Source organism: Terribacillus sp. AE2B 122, assembly GCF_902497585.1.
GTDB classification, from domain to species: domain Bacteria; phylum Bacillota; class Bacilli; order Bacillales; family Amphibacillaceae; genus Terribacillus; species Terribacillus saccharophilus_A.
Window position 1 is genome coordinate 223,808 of record NZ_LR700944.1, and the last position, 20,683, is coordinate 244,490.

21 protein-coding genes are annotated in these 20,683 nt (G+C 41.0%); 8 read left to right on the forward strand and 13 right to left on the reverse strand.

Annotated elements, in window-relative coordinates:
- Positions 1 to 85: 85 nt before the first annotated feature.
- Complete coding sequence (locus tag AE2B122_RS09510) at positions 86 to 511, reverse strand: MaoC family dehydratase (protein WP_095269431.1); 426 nt, start codon at positions 509 to 511, stop codon at positions 86 to 88.
- 652 nt (positions 512 to 1,163) lie between these two features.
- Between AE2B122_RS09510 and AE2B122_RS09515 the strand changes: the two genes are divergently transcribed.
- Positions 1,164 to 2,588, forward strand: coding sequence for an MFS transporter (locus AE2B122_RS09515; protein WP_175073904.1), 1,425 nt, complete (start codon positions 1,164 to 1,166; stop codon positions 2,586 to 2,588).
- A 92-nt stretch (positions 2,589 to 2,680) separates the two neighbouring features.
- Here the strand turns inward: AE2B122_RS09515 and AE2B122_RS09520 are convergent, their stop codons facing one another.
- A complete protein-coding gene (locus tag AE2B122_RS09520; protein WP_095269435.1) occupies positions 2,681 to 3,283 on the reverse strand; it encodes a TetR/AcrR family transcriptional regulator in 603 nt (200 codons plus the stop codon).
- Between the two features lie 146 nt (positions 3,284 to 3,429).
- On the opposite strand from AE2B122_RS09520, the gene AE2B122_RS09525 reads away from it, so the two are divergent.
- The gene (locus tag AE2B122_RS09525) at positions 3,430 to 4,167 is read left to right on the forward strand and encodes an SDR family NAD(P)-dependent oxidoreductase (RefSeq protein WP_175073905.1); all 738 of its coding nucleotides are present in this window, start codon (positions 3,430 to 3,432) and stop codon (positions 4,165 to 4,167) included.
- Positions 4,168 to 4,295: 128 nt separating this feature from the next.
- Here AE2B122_RS09525 and AE2B122_RS09530 read toward each other — a convergent pair whose 3' ends face one another.
- Complete coding sequence (locus AE2B122_RS09530) at positions 4,296 to 4,778, reverse strand: tetratricopeptide repeat protein (RefSeq protein WP_095269439.1); 483 nt, start codon at positions 4,776 to 4,778, stop codon at positions 4,296 to 4,298.
- A 336-nt stretch (positions 4,779 to 5,114) separates the two neighbouring features.
- On the opposite strand from AE2B122_RS09530, the gene AE2B122_RS09535 reads away from it, so the two are divergent.
- The 4 genes from AE2B122_RS09535 to AE2B122_RS09550 all read left to right on the forward strand — a co-directional run bounded on the left by AE2B122_RS09535 (position 5,115) and on the right by AE2B122_RS09550 (position 8,161).
- Positions 5,115 to 5,318 carry a hypothetical protein gene (locus tag AE2B122_RS09535; RefSeq protein WP_175073906.1) on the forward strand — a complete coding sequence of 68 codons (204 nt, stop codon included), beginning with the start codon at positions 5,115 to 5,117 and terminating at the stop codon, positions 5,316 to 5,318.
- 268 nt (positions 5,319 to 5,586) lie between these two features.
- The gene (locus AE2B122_RS09540; protein ID WP_175073907.1) at positions 5,587 to 6,801 is read left to right on the forward strand and encodes an alpha-amylase family glycosyl hydrolase; all 1,215 of its coding nucleotides are present in this window, start codon (positions 5,587 to 5,589) and stop codon (positions 6,799 to 6,801) included.
- An 8-nt stretch (positions 6,802 to 6,809) separates the two neighbouring features.
- Positions 6,810 to 7,271 carry an alpha-glucosidase C-terminal domain-containing protein gene (locus tag AE2B122_RS09545; RefSeq protein WP_175073908.1) on the forward strand — a complete coding sequence of 154 codons (462 nt, stop codon included), beginning with the start codon at positions 6,810 to 6,812 and terminating at the stop codon, positions 7,269 to 7,271.
- Positions 7,272 to 7,417: 146 nt separating this feature from the next.
- Positions 7,418 to 8,161: an SDR family NAD(P)-dependent oxidoreductase gene (locus tag AE2B122_RS09550; protein WP_095219839.1), complete on the forward strand. Its 744-nt coding sequence runs from the start codon at positions 7,418 to 7,420 to the stop codon at positions 8,159 to 8,161.
- Positions 8,162 to 8,225: 64 nt separating this feature from the next.
- Here AE2B122_RS09550 and AE2B122_RS09555 read toward each other — a convergent pair whose 3' ends face one another.
- Complete coding sequence (locus AE2B122_RS09555) at positions 8,226 to 8,987, reverse strand: MBL fold metallo-hydrolase (RefSeq protein WP_175073909.1); 762 nt, start codon at positions 8,985 to 8,987, stop codon at positions 8,226 to 8,228.
- Between the two features lie 130 nt (positions 8,988 to 9,117).
- Here AE2B122_RS09555 and AE2B122_RS09560 point away from each other — a divergent pair, with 130 nt between their 5' ends.
- Positions 9,118 to 9,534 carry an Lrp/AsnC family transcriptional regulator gene (locus tag AE2B122_RS09560; protein WP_175073910.1) on the forward strand — a complete coding sequence of 139 codons (417 nt, stop codon included), beginning with the start codon at positions 9,118 to 9,120 and terminating at the stop codon, positions 9,532 to 9,534.
- A 180-nt stretch (positions 9,535 to 9,714) separates the two neighbouring features.
- On the opposite strand, the gene AE2B122_RS09565 is transcribed toward AE2B122_RS09560, so the two are convergent.
- Positions 9,715 to 10,902, reverse strand: coding sequence for an FtsW/RodA/SpoVE family cell cycle protein (locus AE2B122_RS09565; RefSeq protein ID WP_175073911.1), 1,188 nt, complete (start codon positions 10,900 to 10,902; stop codon positions 9,715 to 9,717).
- 2 nt (positions 10,903 to 10,904) lie between these two features.
- Entirely contained in the window at positions 10,905 to 12,035 is a 1,131-nt protein-coding gene (gene ftsW, locus AE2B122_RS09570; protein ID WP_095219835.1) for a putative lipid II flippase FtsW, read from the reverse strand.
- A 187-nt stretch (positions 12,036 to 12,222) separates the two neighbouring features.
- Here ftsW and AE2B122_RS09575 point away from each other — a divergent pair, with 187 nt between their 5' ends.
- Positions 12,223 to 13,035: a TSUP family transporter gene (locus AE2B122_RS09575; protein ID WP_175073912.1), complete on the forward strand. Its 813-nt coding sequence runs from the start codon at positions 12,223 to 12,225 to the stop codon at positions 13,033 to 13,035.
- A gap of 40 nt (positions 13,036 to 13,075) precedes the next feature.
- On the opposite strand, the gene AE2B122_RS09580 is transcribed toward AE2B122_RS09575, so the two are convergent.
- From AE2B122_RS09580 to phnX, 7 genes are all read right to left on the reverse strand, one after another.
- Entirely contained in the window at positions 13,076 to 14,422 is a 1,347-nt protein-coding gene (locus tag AE2B122_RS09580) for a gluconate:H+ symporter (RefSeq protein ID WP_095219833.1), read from the reverse strand.
- A gap of 98 nt (positions 14,423 to 14,520) precedes the next feature.
- Entirely contained in the window at positions 14,521 to 15,531 is a 1,011-nt protein-coding gene (gene pdxA, locus AE2B122_RS09585) for a 4-hydroxythreonine-4-phosphate dehydrogenase PdxA (RefSeq protein ID WP_095219832.1), read from the reverse strand.
- 13 nt (positions 15,532 to 15,544) lie between these two features.
- On the reverse strand, positions 15,545 to 16,831 hold the full coding sequence (locus AE2B122_RS09590) for a four-carbon acid sugar kinase family protein (RefSeq protein WP_095219831.1): 1,287 nt from the start codon (positions 16,829 to 16,831) through the stop codon (positions 15,545 to 15,547).
- Positions 16,831 to 17,598 carry a DeoR/GlpR family DNA-binding transcription regulator gene (locus AE2B122_RS09595; protein WP_095269457.1) on the reverse strand — a complete coding sequence of 256 codons (768 nt, stop codon included), beginning with the start codon at positions 17,596 to 17,598 and terminating at the stop codon, positions 16,831 to 16,833. The genes AE2B122_RS09590 and AE2B122_RS09595 overlap by 1 nt, the downstream gene beginning before the upstream one ends.
- Before the next feature lie 364 nt (positions 17,599 to 17,962).
- Positions 17,963 to 18,754, reverse strand: a complete 792-nt coding sequence (locus AE2B122_RS09600; RefSeq protein ID WP_175073913.1) for a DeoR/GlpR family DNA-binding transcription regulator — start codon at positions 18,752 to 18,754, stop codon at positions 17,963 to 17,965.
- A 29-nt stretch (positions 18,755 to 18,783) separates the two neighbouring features.
- The gene (locus tag AE2B122_RS09605; protein WP_175073914.1) at positions 18,784 to 19,887 is read right to left on the reverse strand and encodes a 2-aminoethylphosphonate--pyruvate transaminase; all 1,104 of its coding nucleotides are present in this window, start codon (positions 19,885 to 19,887) and stop codon (positions 18,784 to 18,786) included.
- Positions 19,884 to 20,681 carry a phosphonoacetaldehyde hydrolase gene (phnX, locus tag AE2B122_RS09610; protein WP_175073915.1) on the reverse strand — a complete coding sequence of 266 codons (798 nt, stop codon included), beginning with the start codon at positions 20,679 to 20,681 and terminating at the stop codon, positions 19,884 to 19,886. Before phnX ends, AE2B122_RS09605 begins: the two co-directional genes overlap by 4 nt.
- Between the last annotated feature and the right edge of the window lie 2 nt (positions 20,682 to 20,683).

Sequence of the window (20,683 nt, forward strand, 5' to 3'; positions counted from 1 at the left end):
AGCGTAGTGTTCTGCCGAAACGGCGCTCAAGAATAATATTCGGTTTTAAGCAATGGGAATTTAGTTATTTCCCAGCCTCTTTCTATTAATTATCAATAAGTGCGCTAAGTTCCGCTTGAAATACTTTCACTTCATCTTGATTATACGTGCTTAACTGCACCGTTACGATACCATTGCCGCGACGTTTTGCGACTGTCTCGATCACTTCTACGACAACCCGCAGCTCATCATCTGGAAAAACTGGCTTGATAAATTGGATATTGTTCATTCCAGTCCCGGCTACTACGTGCTCTCCGTAAACACCAGTCTCAACCCACAGCTTGAAGGAAGTGCTCATCGTCTGCATACCAGACGCAATCAAATTTCCGAAGCGTCCTTGCTGGGCCTTTTCTTCGTCTATATGCATGTATTGAGGATCGTATACTTTGGCAAATTCGATAATGTCTTCTTTCGAAAGCTTAAGTGCTTTCGTTTCGTAGCGCTGTCCTGTTTCATATTCACTGAATTTCATCTTGGCACCTCTATTTCTATCTGTTTTGCTGCTTATACTGTTACCTATATACGGATCAAATTGCTTTGCGATGTGTATATGAATTCATGTCGGTATTATATAGAAAAAAACAAGAGAAGTACACTGTGGTATATATCCGATTTTCAATGCTAATAGTAAAAAGCAAACTATTTTATGTTTAGTCTTTGGTTTGTTAGGGTATTTAATATCAGTTAAATAAAAGAGGTAATACAAGGGGTCATCATTGTCTTGGATGATAACCATGCTGTGTATTCAGTGAATAGATGGAAATATGTGTAGACGAAGGGAGGATGCGCTCTCCTTTGCTAGTTGATTTATTAAGCTTGATACAATTTAACTTACTGAATCAAAAAACTTTCAAATACACTTTGAAAGCTTTTTTTAATTACATTTTTTAAATCATTATCAGTATGGTTATGAAGCTTTTGCACACAATATGTTACATAAAGCGGATCGCGATGGATCAAACCTTAAATCAAAAAGTATGGGTGTTTACAGTTAGATACATTTTCCTCATGTTACAGCTTTGCTGGTTTTACCCCTGATTCCCAAAGGGAAATGCAGTGATTTGAAGCCAGTTTAACTGTATTTGTTGTCCTTGTATAACCGTATACCATGGAGTTGAAAAAAAATGAAATTCAATAAGAAAAAGATTAACGTTGTAGATATTCAAACAGCGAAGAAAAGTGTGTTTGCTACCGGAGTAGGGAACGCTATGGAATGGTTCGATTTTGGTTTATATTCTTACTTAGCTGTTATTATTAGTCAAAACTTTTTTAGTGCTGTTCAGAATGATGAGCTGAAATTAGTGTTCACCTTTGCAACATTTGCGATTGCCTTTTTGATGCGTCCAGTGGGCGGAATTATATTCGGTAAGATTGGCGATAGATTAGGAAGAAAAGTCGTTTTAACGACCACAATCATATTGATGGCCTTTTCTACATTACTCATCGGATTATTGCCTACATATGATCAAATAGGTATATGGGCACCGATACTCTTATTAACCGCAAGAATTATTCAAGGGTTTTCAACTGGCGGTGAATACGCTGGGGCAATGGTCTATATTGCAGAATCATCTCCAGATAATAAGCGTAATATTCTGGGAAGCGGATTAGAAATTGGTACGCTCACAGGCTATATATTAGCTTCACTAGTTGCCAGTTTGCTCTTTATCGTTTTATCTGATGAACAGATGGCTTCATGGGGATGGAGATTACCGTTTCTGCTTGGCTTACCATTAGGACTAGTTGGGATGTATCTGAGAAAAAGCTTAGAGGAATCACCAATTTTTGAAAATGAACTTTCAAATAATGAAGGTCAAGAACAAGAGGAAGAAAGCTTCCTGTCTATACTGAAAAACCATAAAAAAGATATTATTGTTTGTTTCGTAGCAGTAGCATTCTTTAATGTGACAAACTATATGCTATTATCTTACATGCCATCCTATTTAGATGAGATTATTGGCTTATCCAGTACTGTAGGTACCGTATTAATTACGCTTGTCATGATCATCATGGTGCCATTAACATTACTGTTCGGTAGGCTCAGTGATAAAATTGGAAACAAAACTGTATTCTTAATTGGGTTAGGCGGATTAACACTGCTTTCTGCGTTTGCTTTTTACTTAGTGAACTTGAATGGTTTGGTATTTGTTTCGATAGGTATTCTCATTCTTGGTGTGCTGCTTGCAACGTATGAAGGCTCCATCCCTGGATCATTGCCGACGATGTTTTACACAGATATACGTTACCGAACATTATCGGTCACGTTTAATGTCTCGGTTTCCATTTTCGGTGGTACTACACCACTAGTTTCCACATGGCTCGTCCACCAAACAGGGAATAACTTAGCACCTGGCTGGTATTTAACAATCGTGAGTATCATTGGATTCCTTGTGATTCTATTCTTGTTCAAGAGTACTTCAGGAAAATCCTTAAAAGGATCTTACCCAACAGTTGCAACGAAGTCAGAATTTAAAGAAGCTGTTGAGAATCCAGAGGATGCCTTATGGTGGAAAGCAGAAGAAGAAGAAGAAGAAAATAAACCTGTGTAACAAGCTTTCAATTCTGCTCGAATTACTATCAAGGTAAACATAACAAGCTCAACCTCGCTGGCATATGTGAGGTTGAGCTTGTTTTATTTGAACTAACGTCCGATGTATTTGAAAGATTGAATATGCGTTTGTGATAATTCAATAACATCTTTTGTGAATTGCTCCTCAGGAATCCGGAAATCCTCCGCAATCAAGTTGCGGACAAGTCCGTAGAATCCAAAAGCCGTATAAATCTTGAAGTAGTTCATATTCACATGCATCTCATTGATTGTCTCAAATTCAAATTGCTTTTCATATATGTTCTTAATAGCATTTGGAAAGCGAGTATGCATACCCGGCAATGTGTCTTCATATTTGATTAGCTCAAAGAAGCTTTTATTTTCGTAAATATACGCAATAAGTGAGAAGGACGGGACATCTATATCTTTTGTAGATGTTTTTCTTCCTAGTGTGTACATAATACCCGCAGCGTCCTCCAGCCCCGTAAACATTTTGTCGAGCAGATCCTCTGCCAACTCGATTTTATCTTGATAATGGAAGTAGAATGTACTGCGATTATAAGCTGCTTCTTCGACAATATCTTTCACTGTGACCCCATGATACCCCTTTTTCTTTATCAGCTTGATCAACGCCTCACGGAAATGCTCTTTTGTCCGATTGCGCCGTTTAGATGTCGAATCTTGTTCATATTCCATTAAAAAATCCCCCCTTAGTCAGACATTATTGGATTATCTGTCTAATAATTAGACATCTGCTTTTCAGCTACTGATTGAGAAATGTGTCCAAAGTATTACAATTAGATTGTAACCGATTTAATTCTATTATACTGGGGGAAACAAAAATGGGGAAATTACAAAATAAAGTTGCACTAATTACAGGGGGCGCATCAGGGATTGGCGCTGCTACAGCTCGTCTTTTCGCAGCGGAAGGCGCTAAGCTCGTATTAGTCGACTTAAACGAAGAAAAAGGAAAAATGGTGGAGGAAGAGCTTAAAGCAGCTGGTACAGAAGCAGTCTTCATCAAAACAAATATTACTAGTGAAAACGAAGTAGCTGATTTGTTCAAACAAGCAGTTTCTGCTTTTGGAAAAGTCGATATTGTATTCAATAATGCCGGCATCGGACGCGTTCACCCTTCGCATGACTTGGATTATTCCGAATGGCGCAACACAGTGAACGTAGACCTGGACGGTGTATTCTTAGTTGCCCGTGAGGCACTTCGCGTCATGCTTTTGAATGGCGGCGGCACTATCGTGAACACTGCCTCTATGTATGGTTGGGTAGGATCACCTGGATCTGCAGCATATAATGCGGCTAAAGGCGGCGTCGTGAACCTTACACGTTCTCTAGCACTTGAATATGCGGACAAAAACATCCGCGTAAATTCACTATGCCCAGGCTTCATCGACACTCCAATCATTCCGGAAGATGACAAAGCTGCACTTTCCACGATGACTCCAATGAAGCGTCTTGGTAAAGCGGAAGAAATGGCGAAAGCTGTGTTATTCCTAGCTTCTGATGACTCTTCTTATATGACTGGTAACAGCTTGATCGTTGATGGCGGATATACAGCACAATAATAGAAGCAAAATCCCCTCTCTTGCATAAAGAGAGGGGATTTTTTTATTACGAGACATTTTATTGATATGTTATAGTACAGATTATTTATTCCAGAAAAAAAGAGCATCTGTTGCTTAACAGATGCTCTTTAGTTCCACACGATATCCAGCTTATCCGCATAAAAAGCAATTGCCCTCTGATATTCCAAAATATCATTATCGGATGTTGTTTCGGCAAGCAATTGGAGAAGAATCTTCATCGCTTCACTATGTTCTTTTTGATTATATTTCACCATGGCGTAGAAAACAGGGAAAGCATTATTTTTCGGGAACAGATTCATTGCTTCTTTCAAGGTTTGCTCAGCTTTTTTATAATTTCCTAATGTCCGGTAGGTACTTCCTAAACCTAAATAGGCTCCCTCCTCTTGCTCCTTTGGTAATCCCAGTTCAATTCCACGTTCATAATAAGGTACAGCAGCCGCTTCCTGTCCAAGTACATCAAAGCTCCACGCACATTGATACTGTACTTCAGCATCATCTGGATAAGCGGAAGCCAACTCAATCAATCTTTCATTAGCTTCCGCCAGCTTGCCTGCTTCTCTTAAACTAATCGCCTTAAACAGCTCATTCATATACTAAATCGCTCCCTTCACTTCTCTCACATAAGTTCTGCTCACCGGAACTTTGAATCCGATTATAAGCAATAACAGCAGGTTCTCTTCAACGAATGGTTGTGAAGAATAAGCCGTCTAAACGCTTTCAATTGGGAGAACAGGAAAACCGTTATCAGGATGATCCCCATCCGTTCAATCATTAATGGAACCAAACTCAGCATGCTGCCTACCTCCCATAATATTTCTTAGATCCATCTTATCGGAAAGTTTTCCAGATTAATAGATACGGCTTCAAACTGTCTGCTTTCTGTTATAATAGTACGAGCTTAACACCCGTTTAGGAGGCTTTTATTTATGTTAAAAAAGAACGCCCTTTATATAATTTTCCTTGGTACACTTTGTATTCTCGCAGGAATCGGTGTGATGATTTGGGCTAGTGATAAATTTTATTTAGGAATTGCTTTTGTTGTGCTTGGACTAGTCTATGGATTGGCTGGATTATTGCTGTACCGCAGATCTAAAAAAATAGCTGCGACTAAGCAAGAGTCTAAAGAATAATCGGAGGAAATCAACATTTCGTGTGGCCACTTTTTTATAATATCCTTCGATTATAAAGGGAAGAAAAAGCGATGAAGTTTTCTATAAAAATAAAGCTGGAAATCTCCCCGTATGCTGCAGCTGGAATTGCTGCAGCAGCTTGTTTCTTTATCATCAAGAAAATACGCAGCTAACACAAAACCGCCTTCTCTCAATGAGCTTGGCGGTTTTCGTTTATCTCTACTAAGGGAATAGTCCTACAAGAAAATTTTGGAGGACAGGTGATTAGATGGAGAGGAAGTACTGGAAGGAAAGTGTTATTTACGAATTGTATACTCGCAGCTTTAAAGACAGCAATGGAGATGGAATCGGGGATTTTGGCGGTATCTTAGAGAAAATAGATTACTTAGAATATCTCGGAGTGGATACAGTATGGCTTCCGCCGATCTATGTATCCGCAGATGTTGACCGCGGCTATGATGTAAAGAATTTTAGATCCATTCAACCAGAGTATGGGACAATGGAACAATTTGAAAACATACTGACTGAATTTCATCGTCGCGGCATTAAGCTTGTACTCGATATCGTACCGAATCATACCTCCATTGAACATGAATGGTTCCAACAAGCGAGATCCTCTAAGGATAATCCTTATCATAATTATTATATTTGGGAAAAAGAAAACCCCGATGGCACTCTACCTTCGAATTGGCGCTCCCATCTTGGACGCCCTGCGTGGACGTGGAACGAGCAGACAGAGGAATATTATTTGCATCTGTACAGCGACAAACAGCCTGATTTGAATTGGGATAACCCTCAAGTTCGCCAAGAAATATATGACATTATGCGTTTCTGGCTGGAAAAAGGAATTGACGGTTTCCGTATTGATGCAGTAAATGTCATCTCGAAGGATCGACGCTTCCCAGATTCTGATCAAGAGACATTACAGGCTAAAGGTGAGGAATTCTATAAAAACGGTCCGCACATCCACGACTATCTGCATGAAATGAACAAAGAGCTGAAAAGGGATTTCGAATTCTTCACAGCAGGCGAAACCTCTGCCGTACATGATCATGATGTACTTCGGTATACAAAGCAAGAGCGGGAAGAATTGGATATGGTACTGTCTGCTGAAGCATCTGAGCTCGCTGATCAGGATGAGGATAAATACAAGAGTAAGAAATGGACAGTACATGATTTTCGAGAGGTACTTCGCAAATGGCAGAAGGACGTCGGCGATGATGGCGGCTGGTTCGGCTTATACCTCAGCCACCATGATGCACCGCGAATGGTTTCTACCTTTGCAGATGATGGAGAATATAGGATTCCATCAGCAAAGCTGTTAGCTACTATGCTCCATACTTTACGTGGGACGCCGTTCATTTTTCAGGGAGAAGAACTTGGTATGACCAACTTTCCGCATTTTGATTCTATAGACTCAATAGATGACCGAGAAGCACTCAGCTACTATGATTTAAAAGTAAACGGCAAGGTGCTTCTATAACGACTATTATGGACCGGATACGAGAAAAGACGCGTGACCATGCCAGAACCCCAATGCAGTGGGATACATCTGAACAAGCAGGATTCACAACTGGCACACCTTGGCTTCCGGTTAATCCGAATTATAAAGAAATTAACGTGCAATCGGGTGTTGATAATCCAGATTCCGTTCTGCAGTTTTACAGAAAGCTGATACGGCTGCGCAAGGAAAGTTCCATTATGGTGTACGGGGACTTTGAAATTATCCTAAACGATCACGAGCAAATCTTTGGGTATATACGTCGATTGGAAAATGAGGAATGGGTTATCCTTCTGAATATGACAGATACGGACGCTCAGTACGATATCCCCAATGAGTGTGTGGATGATTGGGATAAAAAGAATTGTGTCATCAGCAATTATCCACATGTGGATAACCAGAATACATTGAGACCGTATGAGGCAATTATGTATAAGTATGTAAAAGAATAGAAACACTAAAGAGGAGTGTCTGCCAAACACTTCTCTTTTAATATGAAAAACATGCAAATAATGTGTCAATTTCTTGACTTATCTAGTTCAAAAGTTCATCATAAAGTTGTAGGATAATTTACCTAAACATACTGGGGGTAACGTATATGTCAACAATCGAAGGAAAAGTAGCAATCGTTACAGGAGCAGCATCTGGTATCGGCCTTGCAGCCGCAGAAGCTTATGTAAATAAAGGCGGTAAAGTAGTTATTGCAGACTATAACGCTGAAGCAGGACAAAGAGAAACTGACAGACTGAAAGCAGCTGGCGGAGACGTTCTATTCATCGAGTTCAACGCTGCTGAACAAGATTCTATTAAAAATTTGATCGATCAAACAGTAGCACACTACGGTCAAGTTGATATTCTTGTAAACAACGCTGGTATCGGTGGCATGGGCGCAACTCATGAGCTATCTTATGAAGATTACCGCAAAGTAATCGCAATCAACCAGGATGGTATTTTCTTGGCTTCCAAATATGCTATCCAAGAAATGCTGAAATCAGGTGGTGGTGTCATCATCAACACGTCTTCTGTACTAGGCTTCGTTGCACAGCCCGGCGCGTTCTCTTACAATGCCAGCAAAGGTGCTGTTAACACATTGACTAAATCTCTAGCTGTGGAATATGGCGATAAAAACATTCGTGTTAACGCTGTAAACCCAGGCTTCGTAGAATCAGGAATGGTAAACAAAGAAGCTCTTGGAGACTTCTATGATAGCCTTGTAGCAAAACACCCAATCGGCCGTCTTGGCAAAGCTGATGAAATTGCACATGCTATCGTATTCTTGACAGAAAACGACTTCGTAACAGGTGAAACGCTTGTAGTGGATGGCGGTTACCTAGCTCAGTAATATAAAGGAAAGGAGAACAGCCGGGCTGTTCTCCTTTTTTAATAAGCTTTTATAAGTCCTTCTGTTAGAAGGTATATGATTCGCCATCATCCGGTACTAACACATTTGAGTTGATACCTTTTTCATGACTAAAGCTTTTCAATTCTTCCTTAGACAATGTCCAATGGTTGACCGCTTCCATATGCACTGCAATAATCTTTGCATTGGTGGCTGCTTTATACACTTCATAGACGTCTTCTTTCCCCATTACCAGAGAACCGCCCTCTAAAAATTGATTATCGCCAGCGTTAACCACGATAACCTCCGGTTTATGAGTATCGATTGTATTTCCAACTTCCTCGTACCAGACTGTATCGCCAGCTACATATAATGTTTGTTCGCTCTCATGCTTAAACACAATGCCGCAAACAAGCCCTGCCATTTTTAATATTTCTCCTCTGCCGTGTTCACCTTTTGTTTTGATTAATTGAACACCTTCAAAGACAGTTTCAGTCGTAAGAACTTCAACATTTTCAAAACCTGCTTTTCGAATCTCTTTTGCATCTTCGTCATTTTGGGAAAATACTTTAAGCTCTTTTGGTAACGCATCTTTAGCTGCATCATCCCAGTGATCTGTGTGCAGATGCGTGACAATAACAGCATCAATATCCTGGATTATACTATCAATTGAAAGTGGTAAACTTACGACAGGGTTCTTTTGATCTTGCCTAGGGGAATTTGGAAAAGGCGGAAATGAACCTTTGTCTGCTAACATTGGGTCTATTAAAAACTTTTTCCCTGCATACTCGACTACGATTGTTGCATTACGTATTGTGGTTATATTCATAAAAATTTCGCTCCTCTTTTTTGTACTTTCCACGGCACTATGTATATTCTATATAATGACCTATCTATAGATACATACTCTAAGTAAAGTCTTTTGGCTAGTTGACTTTATTAATGAAAGGAGTTACATCATGTTAGACAATACAGATATTCATATCCTAAAAGAACTTTCTAAGAACAGTCGAGTCACCATGAAGGAGCTAGGTGAAAAAGTCCATTTGACTGGACCTGCTGCGTCAGCTAGAGTGGCAAAATTAGAGGATAGCGGTATTATCGAAGCTTATACAATAAAAGTTAATGAAGTCAAAATGGGATTTTACATACACGCTTTCATAACCATCATTATACAAAATACAAATCACATGCCTTATCTATCGTTTGTGAATACACAAAAAGCGTCTATTATCCAGAACTACAAAATCAGCGGAGATGGCTGTTACCTCCTAGAATGTAAATTTCAGTCTAACGAAACAATGAATGCGTTTTTGGAATCCTTAAACCAGTATGCAAACTATAAACTCGCTATTGTCATAAATAAAGACTTATAAAAGCAGATTACTGTACTGGGTCCGCCCCCTCATTTATTGATCCCATAAAAAAACACCTCCATAATTGTTACGGAACTTAATAATTTGTTTCCGACTTTGGAGGTGCTCTATATGTCTCAGCTTGATGGGGGCGATTTCTCTTATTTTAGGCTTTTTATTATTTCGATATCTTTCGATTTTCTAAATAGATTTTTTCGGTTCTCCAAAAAACTGATGGGCATATGTATTCCGAACAGACATAACAATTCCCAGAAGAATCATATTAGAAAATAAAGAGCTCCCTCCATATGTTAAAAACGGAAGAGCAATGCCTTTAACTGGTAACATTCCCTCTACCATACCTATGTTCTGCACTATTTGTATAGTCAGACTCAAAGCCAATCCGGCACAGATATAAGTTCCGAATGGATCATTACTCTTTGAACCTATTTCTAAAATTCTCGTTATTAGTAGGAAAAAGAGCAAAATAACAGCTGCCCCCGTCAGAAAACCTCCCTCTTCTGCAATAGAAGCAAAGATAAAATCTGTGTGCTTTTCCGGGACATACACATTTCCGCCTTCTATTCCTTTTCCTATCAATCCGCCTGTGCCAACTGCTAAAACAGATCTTCTGCTTTGAAAAGCTTGGTTGCTGTTATTACTTGGATCCAGCCAGCCAATGATTCGGTCCTGCTGATGAGGTTTCAGCTTCGGTATAACGTCATCATAAATAATCTCTGGTTTAAATAAGAATAAGCAAGCAATTATACTGATAGCTAGTAAAGGAACAAGTATGCCTATTGTCACCACAATTTTATTAAGTTTTATCATTCCTAACATTGCCACTATCGCAAACATGTAAAGCATGACCATACCTGTATCTGGCTGCTGATAGACAAGTAAGCTAGGAGGAATCGTTACCAGCAATATCTTACCCAGTAGAAGCAAATCCTCCTGCATTGTTCTATGTAAGCTCTTTTCTTTAAGATCTGCTATTAATTTGGCTACTATTACAATTAAACTAATACGGAAAAACTCTGATGGCTGGATAGATCCTACGAAAGGAATACTGAACCATCTCTTCGCCCCCAATATATTAGGCGCAATCGATTCCGGTGCAATAGTAAGAAACAATAGAGACAAAACTGAAACGATGTAGAATGACCAAGCTAGTAAACGAAGCTGATTCAAATCCAATAGTCTGAACAATAACAATAAAGTAAAGCCAATTACATAATTGATAGATTGCTTCAATGCAAAATTCTGGGCACCGAATTGCCCTCCAGACTGCGTACTAAAAATGAACAAAATACTGATTCCGCACAACAAACATAATATGATTAAGATCAGCTTATCCAACTCGGCCAACCGCAATTTCTTTACAAACATAGTTAACGCCTTCTTTCCACGATAGGAATGCGGATTTGTTTGGCATTCCGCGATATCTGCAAAATAATACCCATCGTAAATAGATTCACAATAAGAGAGGAACCGCCATAACTGATAAAGGGCAATGGTATCCCCGTAATCGGTAAAAGACCGGCAACTGCACCTAAGTTAAAAACTACTTGAACCATAATCTGAAACAAAAACCCAATCGTCAATAAAGTTCCGTATGAATTCTTTGCATGCAATGCTATGTAGACTCCTTTTATGAGAAACCCAAAATAAAGGAAGAACACTACAGCCAGCCCCAAAGTACCCAGTTCCTCCAAAACGACTGCCATAATAAAATCGGTATGAGCTTCGGGAAGAAAACCGAGTTTCTGAACACTGCCTCCCATACCTTTTCCAAACACACCGCCAGAAGCGATGGCTTCATAACCATTAATCAGCTGATAGCCTTTACCATTCGGATCACTGAATGGGTTTTGAAAGGATAAAATACGTGCTAATCGATAAGGAGCAGATACAGCTAAATAAATTACAGCACATGCACCAACTCCAGCGATGGCGAACAGATGACGTTTCTTGATACCCGCACATAGCAGAATAAAGAAACAAGGTATTGCTATAGAAGTAGCAGTCCCTAGATCCGGCTGCATAAGAATAAGTAGGAATACCACCCCTAGCAGTAAGAGCGGCGGTAATAATTCTTTTCTGAAACTTGTAAGTGCCTTATGTTTTTTTCCGCAAACAGATGCAAAATAGACAACCATTGTAAACTTCACGAATTCTCCCGGTTGGAGGACGAGAGGACCTAACTGCAGCCAACGCTGGGAGTTATTCCGAACTTCTCCAAACCAAGGTGTGAGGACAAGTATGAGTAGTATCATTGATCCTATAACAAGAAGCGGACTCCATTTTTGATACAGCTTGTAGGGCAGGAAAAAACCTATTGTCATAGCAAAAATTCCTATCAAAAAAGAGATCCATTGTCGATGAAAAAAGAAGTTTGAGGCATTATATTTTATTGAACCTAATGGGTAGCTAGCGCTATACACCATAATCAATCCAAATAAGCAAATACAAATAACCAAAAAGAATAACGTCTTATCTAGCTCTTTCATTTTCGATAACATATTGAGCATCTCCAATTAAGAAAACTAAGTCATTTAGAAATTACCGACTTTCGCCATGATAGCGGTAATGTTGACAATATGTCAACATTACCGCTAAATTTCTACCTATACATTGACAAATCATCAACATTTCTATATGGTATCCTAGTGAGAAAAAAGTCAGAAACAAATAGTGAGGAAATTAATTATGGATTTATGGATTTTGCTCGTTAAATATCTCTCTTTAGGTCTTATCCAGGGAATATCTGAACCTATTCCTATTAGTTCCAGCGGACATTTAATCATTGCGCAGCATCTGTTAGGTATAGAAGTAAAGGATTTAAACTTTGAAGTAATCGTCAACACAGCTTCTCTTATCGCTGTGATACTTGTTTATAAAAACCAAATTGCCAGATTGGCTACGTCATCTTACCAATACATAGTGAAACGAGAAGAAACAAAAAAAGATGATTTTAATCTCGTCATCTATCTTATTATTGGGACCATACCAGCAGCATTATTGGGATTGTTATTTAACGATTTTATTGGAGAGAATCTGAAGAGTACATTTACGGTTGGCATCGCACTACTTTTAACTGCAATATCTTTATTCCTAATCAGAAATATCAAAGGAACGAAGGATATGAAAAAAATAGGCTGGAAAGAGGCACTATTGGTTGGACTTGGACAATCAATAGCTCTTATACCTGGCGTGAGTCGCTCCGGTGCGACAGTGGTGACAGGCATGCTGACAGGTATGAATCGAGACACAGCATTAATGTTCTCCTTTTTACTATATATACCGGTAAGCTTAGGAGCTAGTATCCTAGAAATTCCTGACATGTTCAATCAAACTATTACTACGGATTATCTAATCGCGTATGCTGTAGCTTTTTTCGCCTCTCTCATAGGGACTTATTTTGCCCTGAAATGGTTTATCGACGTCATGAAAAAAGGTAAATTGATATATTTCTCTATCTATTGCTTATTCTTAGCGATCATCACATTGTTTCTACTATAAAAAACACCCCGGTCAAGTATCGCTTGACCGGGGTGTTTCCTTAGATGAAGATATCCAAAATCATCGTAAATGCTAGACCAGAAACAGCTACAACGGTCGATAGTACCGTATACGTACCAAAGGCTTCTTTCAATGTCATACCAAGTGATTCTTTTACCATCCAGAATCCAGCATCGTTGACATGAGAAGCAATCGCACTGCCTGCACCTGTGGCAAGAGCAACCAGCTCCAGGTTAACATCCGGCATTGTACCTAGTGACGGAATGACCAAACCTGCAGTTGTCAGTGTAGCCACAGTTCCGGATCCAAGACAGATACGAAGTATTGCCGCGACCATCCAGGCGAAGAATACTGGTGACATAGAAGTGTCTGCAAAGATAGAAGCAACATAGTCACCTACACCACCATCGATAAGCACCTGCTTCAAGGCTCCGCCTCCACCGATGATCAATAGCAGCATACCAAGTGCATTGATAGCAGATCCACAAGAATCCATCAGTTTCTTGATCGGGATATTTCTTCTTATCCCCATTGTGTATATCGCAACTAACAGGGAAATTACCATTGCTGTGGATGAGTTACCCACAAAACGAATGATTTCTATCAACATATTGTCATCGAACTTCAATGATGTTTGCAGGATATCCACAGCCGCACCGATTGCCATGAGGATAACCGGGAATAATGCTGTGAAGACACTGATACCGAAACCTGGCATTTCCTCTTCTTTGAATGTTTTCGCTACACCAAAGGATGCACTGCCCTCACGTGTCCATGCAGTCGGAACAATTCTTTTAGCAAGCTTCGGATACAGAATACCTGCAAGGATAACAGTAGGAATTGCAACGATGATACCATAAATAAGCATAAGTCCAATATTAGCACCATATTCCGCTGCTACTGCAGTTGGACCTGGGTGCGGCGGAAGGAATGCGTGTGTTGCAAGTGCCGCTGTTACCATCGGCAATCCAAGATGCACGATAGATACTTTCAATTCTTTTGCGATCGAGAAGATGATCGGAATAAGCAAGACAATTGTTACTTCAAGGAACAAAGCAATACCAACGATGAAGGAAGCAAATAGAACTGCCCATTGAATCCGTTTTTCACCGAATCTATCAATAAGCGTAGTCGCAATTCGATTGGCACCTCCAGCGTCTGCAATCAGACGGCCAAGCATAGCACCCATACCGAATATCAGTGCGATATGTCCGAGCGTACCGCCTAAACCGCTTTCAATTGAGCCAACTACTTCTGACATCGGCATGCCTAACAGCAATGCGACGATAAAGGAAACAATAATCAACGAAACAAATGTATTGAGCTTAAGTCCCATAATCATAATAAGCAATAATAGTACACCTAAAGCTATAATCAGTAATGGCATGATGATTTCCCCCAAATCCCTTTGTAAGTGTTTTCATTGTTGTCCGTCAGAAAGGAAGGACTAACGCATCCTTCCTTTCTGACGGTATATTGTTTTGCTTAAAGTGTCGTACGAGTAAAGTTTGGTGCATATTGTGCTGCAACTTTGATACATTCTTCCATGCTGATGCTTTCCGCGATGTTTTTACCAGCAATATCGAATGCTGTACCGTGGTCAACGGATGTACGCAAGAACGGCAGACCATTCGTGATGGAAACAGTACGGTGGAAATCTGTCATCTTCGCTGCGATATGACCTTGGTCATGATACAAGGAAAGAACTGCATCGTACTTGCCGTTAAGTGCTTGGAAGAATACAGAGTCTGCAGGAACTGGTCCGACTGCATCGATACCGTCTTTAACAGCAAGCTCGATACCAGGTTTGATTTGTTCTACTTCCTCCCAGCCGAACAAGCCGCCTTCACCGCTATGCGGGTTCAAGCCTGCCACTGCAAAGCGGCGATTTTCCACCCCTAGACGCTGAAGTGCTCTGTCACAGCGGATCAGGTAATCTTGAACTCTTTCTTTCGTCATCTGCGCGATAGCATCTTTCAAGGAAAGGTGACGTGTAAGGAAGAAGATACGCATGCCGTTTACTTCGAACATTGTCAGCGGATCATCCGTGCCAGCAAGGTCTTCAAGCATTTCTGTATGTCCGATGTAAGGAACTTTGGCTGCTTTCAAGGACTCTTTATTAATCGGTGTTGTCGCTAGTGCCTGTACTTGACCATCCATCGCAAGCTCTACAGATTTCTTGATATATTCGAACGCGCCTTGGCCGCCTTGAACGGAAACTTGACCGTACTCTAGCTTTTCGATATCAATGTTGTCCAGATTGATTACGTCGACAGTACCTAGTTCATATTTTCCTTCTGTCGGAGAGGAAACTTCATTTACCTCTAGATTCGCTTCAACGATTTCAATAGCTTTTTTGATGACTGCTGTATCACCGATCACAAGTGGTTTACATACATCATAAATTTCCTGCTTTGTTAGTGACTTCATTGTAATTTCCGGTCCGATACCTGCTGGATCTCCCATTGGAATTGCGATAATAGCTCTTTCTGTCATTGTTTATTCCTCCTTAAAATTTAGCTTCCAAATATTTCACGCTTGTATAAATTGCTTTCATTCCGCCTGCTGTGCCGCCTTTGGTTACGATTGGAATGCCATCCAGGTATCCTCCCATAAATTTCCCATAAGCGATTAGTGGCAAGATTTCATCCAACAGCTGAATTCCTTCTGCTCTGCTTATCGAGCATAGTGAAGCGGTTACATCTCCACCACTGGAGAAACAGCCCCCAATTTCAAACTTGCTTTCTTGTACTACTACTCTGGTAATCTTGCCTAGTCCGTCTGCAATTCGTTTCGCTAACGCATCCTGACTCACGCCCTGCTGTGCTCCAAGCGTTTTCAAATCAAGGATTTCAGAACCAGGTGCATCAGTTGTGATTAGCAGTATATCCTGCTTCTCCATTTCCTGCTTTGCCAGAGCAATGACCCGATCTACCTCTTCATCCCAGACACCATCCACTGTCGCCAGCTTTTTGGAATCCACATAAATTGGTCGGAGATTCGTCTTATCCTTCAGATATTGCAGCTGTTTCGAGCTATTCGATGTGACACTTCCAACTGTGACGATAATCTTCTTATCCTTCATCCGCTTCCGACTGAATGCGCGGGCGAATGCTGCTGTCAGCGGGCCAGGATCAGTTGGCACCATCTGGTAAGCTTCAAGCTCTGCCATGGCACCTGCAACTGCATCAATGTCTTCATTCGTGATAACATCCGGCACTATGATTCTGGCACCGGCGTCAATTGCTTCCTGCATCTTGCTCTCGATCGCCTGCTTGCCTGCAAGGATTGTCTCTAGTCCGATGCTTGCTACGTTAAATTTACTCTGTTTTTCTACCAGTTTTGGCACATGTGATTCCGTAACCGGTTTAACCGGATCCTTACCCACATCTGACAATTGAACAGGTACGCCGTGAACGAGCAAGTACCCGCCAGATACGATTCGTCCGGAATCCGGATAAGCTGGTACGACGACAGCTACTGCTTGTGTTCCTAGTTCATCGAGCAGTGTATCAAGCTCAACACCGATATTACCGCGTACAGTACTGTCGATCCGCTTGCAGACGATATCCGTCTCCCACTTCTTCAAGTTTTCCGCAACCGTTTTCACACGACGGTGCGCGACCTCTCTCTTAACATACCGGCTATCGGTATCGACAATCACACCGTTGATCTGGTCTGAGGAAGGGAGATGGTCGTAGAAGACCATCGTCGCAACGTTATATCCAAGCTTCGTCAGCTTAACACCAGTTCCATTTCCACCAGTCAGATCATCTGCAATTACACCAATCTTCATCAGGCTTCCTCCTCTGCTGCTACGACCTCCAAAAGCTCCGGTAATTCTCTCGGATGATAAGCCCTTATGCCACTATCCGAAATGACACCGGATAATACACCTAAATCACAAACCTTAGCAAGCGCCTTCTGATCCAGCTTGCTTGAATCCGCCACCAGCCAAGTAGCCTGCGCTGATTCAACCATCAATTTTTTAATGGAAGCCTTCTCAAAAGTAGGCGCTGTCACACCAACTCGCAGGTGAACCGCATGCGCTCCAAGGAAAAACAGATCTACATGCAGGTTACGCAATGTCTGCTCTGTGAGCGGACCAAATAGCGCCCCGATATTATTCTGCATCTCTCCGCCTGTTAGAATCACCTTAACCTCAGTATCCATCAGCTCGGCTGCAATCTTGATATCATTCGTTACGACTGTCAAATTCTGCTTTTGTTTAAGCAGCTTCGCGATCTCAAGTGTCGTTGTTCCTGAATCAAGCAGGATTGTAAAGTGTTCCTGCACCAGCTCAACAGCCCGTTTAGCAATCTTACGCTTTTCATCAGCATGCTTGCCTTCTTTTGTCTGGAATGATGACTCCATTACCAGTGGCTTATTGAGAATCGCACCGCCCAGCGTTCGGATAATCTGCTCTTGTTCCTCCAAATAGTTCAAATCTCGTCGGATTGTCATAGCAGATACATTGAGTTCTTCGGCTAATGCATCGATATCTATCTTTTCATTCTTATTTAATTGTTCTAAAATCACATTTCTGCGTTCATTTGGCTGCATTTTGTATCACCCTTGTTAATCATGAACATCTTATGTGTTCATAATATGCTTATTGATGTTAATTGTCAACATAATTTTGTTATTTATTATCACATACGTCTCTTTTTTGTTAATATCGAACAAGACGCTTTCATTTGCTCTATCAATATTACATAAAGGAGCCTTTAAACACATACCACTAATCCAGTCTCATCATTTAAGAATTAGTGGTTTTTCTATATGAGAACTTTATCGGAGCGGCTTAGCTCTTATAGTTACTGCTGTTGACTGAAACTACACTCAATAATAGATAAACGCCGCCCTTATAGGGACGGCGTTTATCTATTATTGAGTGTACAATCTAAAAGGAAATTTAATCTAATTACTATCTTTCCTTCGCAACAACCCAGTTCTTGTTCGTCCAAGGACCTTCCGGATTACGATCCGTAATAATTGCATCCGGCTGATTAACTCCGCAAATTTGGAAGGTAGCTCGTTTCTGTATCTTAGAATAATCAGCTAGTACATATACTTTATCGGACTGTTTCATATACAGCTTCGCCAACACACATTTATCGCTGTCATAACCTGAAATACCAAACTCCTGATCGATTCCGTCACCTGCAATAAATGCTTTATCTGCATGAAGTTCATCGACCATTTTTGCTGTTAAGCTTCCGGCTGACCTCAAATGCTCTTTTTGAACCATACCTCCCAGGAAAAGAATCTGTCCTTGAAAAGCAGTTTCCATAAGTTTATTGGCCAAAGGAAAAGAAGTGGTCATCACCGTAATACGGTTGAAACGACAGAGACCTTCAGCCATTTGAAGAGTCGTTGTTCCTTCGTCAACAAATATATTATCTCCTTCTTCAATTAGTTCTATGGCCTGTTCTGCGATTTGACGTTTTTCGTGAATATTAATCGTTTCGCGTCTGATAATTGGCGCTTCTTCTTTTTCATGATGACGGACAGCACCGCCATATACTTTTTTCAGCTTTTGTTCTCGTTCCAATTCGTCTAAGTAACGCCGCACAGTCTCGGTAGACACGACAAATTCCTCGGCCAAATCTGCCACACGGACGCTTCCTTCTCGGTCAATATATTCAAGAATTCTAAGCTTTCTTTCTTCAGCCAGCATCGGCCTGCACCTGCCTTTATGTCTAACTACTGCCTCCATTATACCGTTTCCCCTGCCTTCCATGCTTGTTAAAAAGTTGTTAACCTGCTGTTTTTGTCACGGTATGCACGAATGGATGCAAGCAGTCTGTGCATGTCGTCTGGTATAATATCGCCAATTGTGCCAATGCGGAAGGCTTTAAGGTTAGTCAGCTTGCCTGGATAAATGATAAATCCATCTCTTTTTAATGCTTCGTAAAAGTTCTGAAATGAAAATTCATCCTCTGGGTATAGAAATGAAACGATAAACGGTGATTGAATAGTATCGTCAATAACGGTTTGGAATCCGAGTTCCTCCATTCCTTTAATGAGTGCATTTTTATTCTCCGAATAGCGATTGAAACGCTTCAGGACACCACCTTCTTCTTTCAATTCAGCAAGTGCCTGTGAAAAAGCATGGACAGCATGAGTTGGCGATGTAAATCTCCATTTCCCATCTTCTTTTTCCATTGTTTCGTATTGACTGTACACATCCATGGAAAGAGATGGAGAAACACCTTTACAGCATTGCAGCAACTTCTCATCAGCTAATATAAATCCAAAACCAGGAACGCCTTGTAAACATTTATTTGCACTTGATACGAGTACATCAATTCCCCAGTTGTTCATATCAATTTCCATCCCGCCAAAACTCGACATGGCATCCACAATTGTTATCTTCCCATGATTTTTAGCTGCTCGGCAAATCATCTCAACCGGGTTTAACAATCCTGATGTTGTTTCAGAATGAACAAGCATCACGTGCGTTATTGTTTGATCCTGACTCAGCTTCCGCTCGAAATCCTCTGCATTCAGCGCTTTTGTTTCCTCGGCTACTATAGTGCTGTATTGCAGCCCCATTTTCTCTGCTATTTCTTCCATTCTTCGTCCATAAGCACCATTTACACCTATCAGCACATGATCCTTTTGGGATATGAATGTACCCATTGCTGCCTCTACAGAAAAGGTTCCACTCCCCTGCATTAAAACAGCCGTGTAGCGCGGATGTCCAGACAGCCCGATGAGCGCTTCTCGAATGCCACGTGTCATTTGCTTATATGTTTCTTCCCAGGTGCACCAATCGCCATGCATTGCTTGTTTCACTGTTTCACTTGTCGTCAACGGGCCTGGGGTTAAAAGTAATGTCCGGCTCATACAAGCACCTCCTGTTGCGATAGTTGATGATCAAGCTCTTTTAAATACGCGGGCAGCTCTGCAATTGTATCCAGCACATGATGCGCCCCTGCTTCAATTAACCTTTCACGAACTTGTGCTGCACGGCTTAGACGATCTTGTTCACTTAACTGTTCTGTTTCCGTTTGTGTTAAGCCGAATTCACTTGACCCATAAACCAGTCCAACAGTCCAAGCCCCAGCATTACGTCCTTCTTTCATGTCCATTACCGTATCTCCAACTTTCACAATTCGGTTCATCGGATACACACCCATTTTCATCGCGGCTGCATATGCCATCCAAGGAAACGGACGGCCAGCCCCAACATCTTCAGCTGTTATAACAATATCTGGAGCATAGCCCTTTTCTGCAGCACCAGCTTGGACTATCTTCATCATGTCTCGCGTATAACCAGTCGTTGTACCGACCTTCAGATCCATGTCTATGATCTCCTCAACCGCTGCGACTGCACCTGGAACTGGATCTGCGAAATCCGCCAAATTTTTAAACAGAAGCTGTTCAAAACGTTCATTCATCTCTGTAATGTCTTTCTCCGATATTTTCTGATTTCCGAGCTGAGAATGAATTCCCGGCATTTCCAGCATCGTACGAATATGATCGATCTTGGCCATACCCATTGGCTGTCTCGTCTCTTCCATTGATACTTGAATTCCTTTTTCAGCGAACATATCCATAAAACTGCCTACCGGCGCCATACATCCGTAATCGACTGTGGTTCCTGCCCAATCAAACAATACACCTTGAAGAAATTTCATGA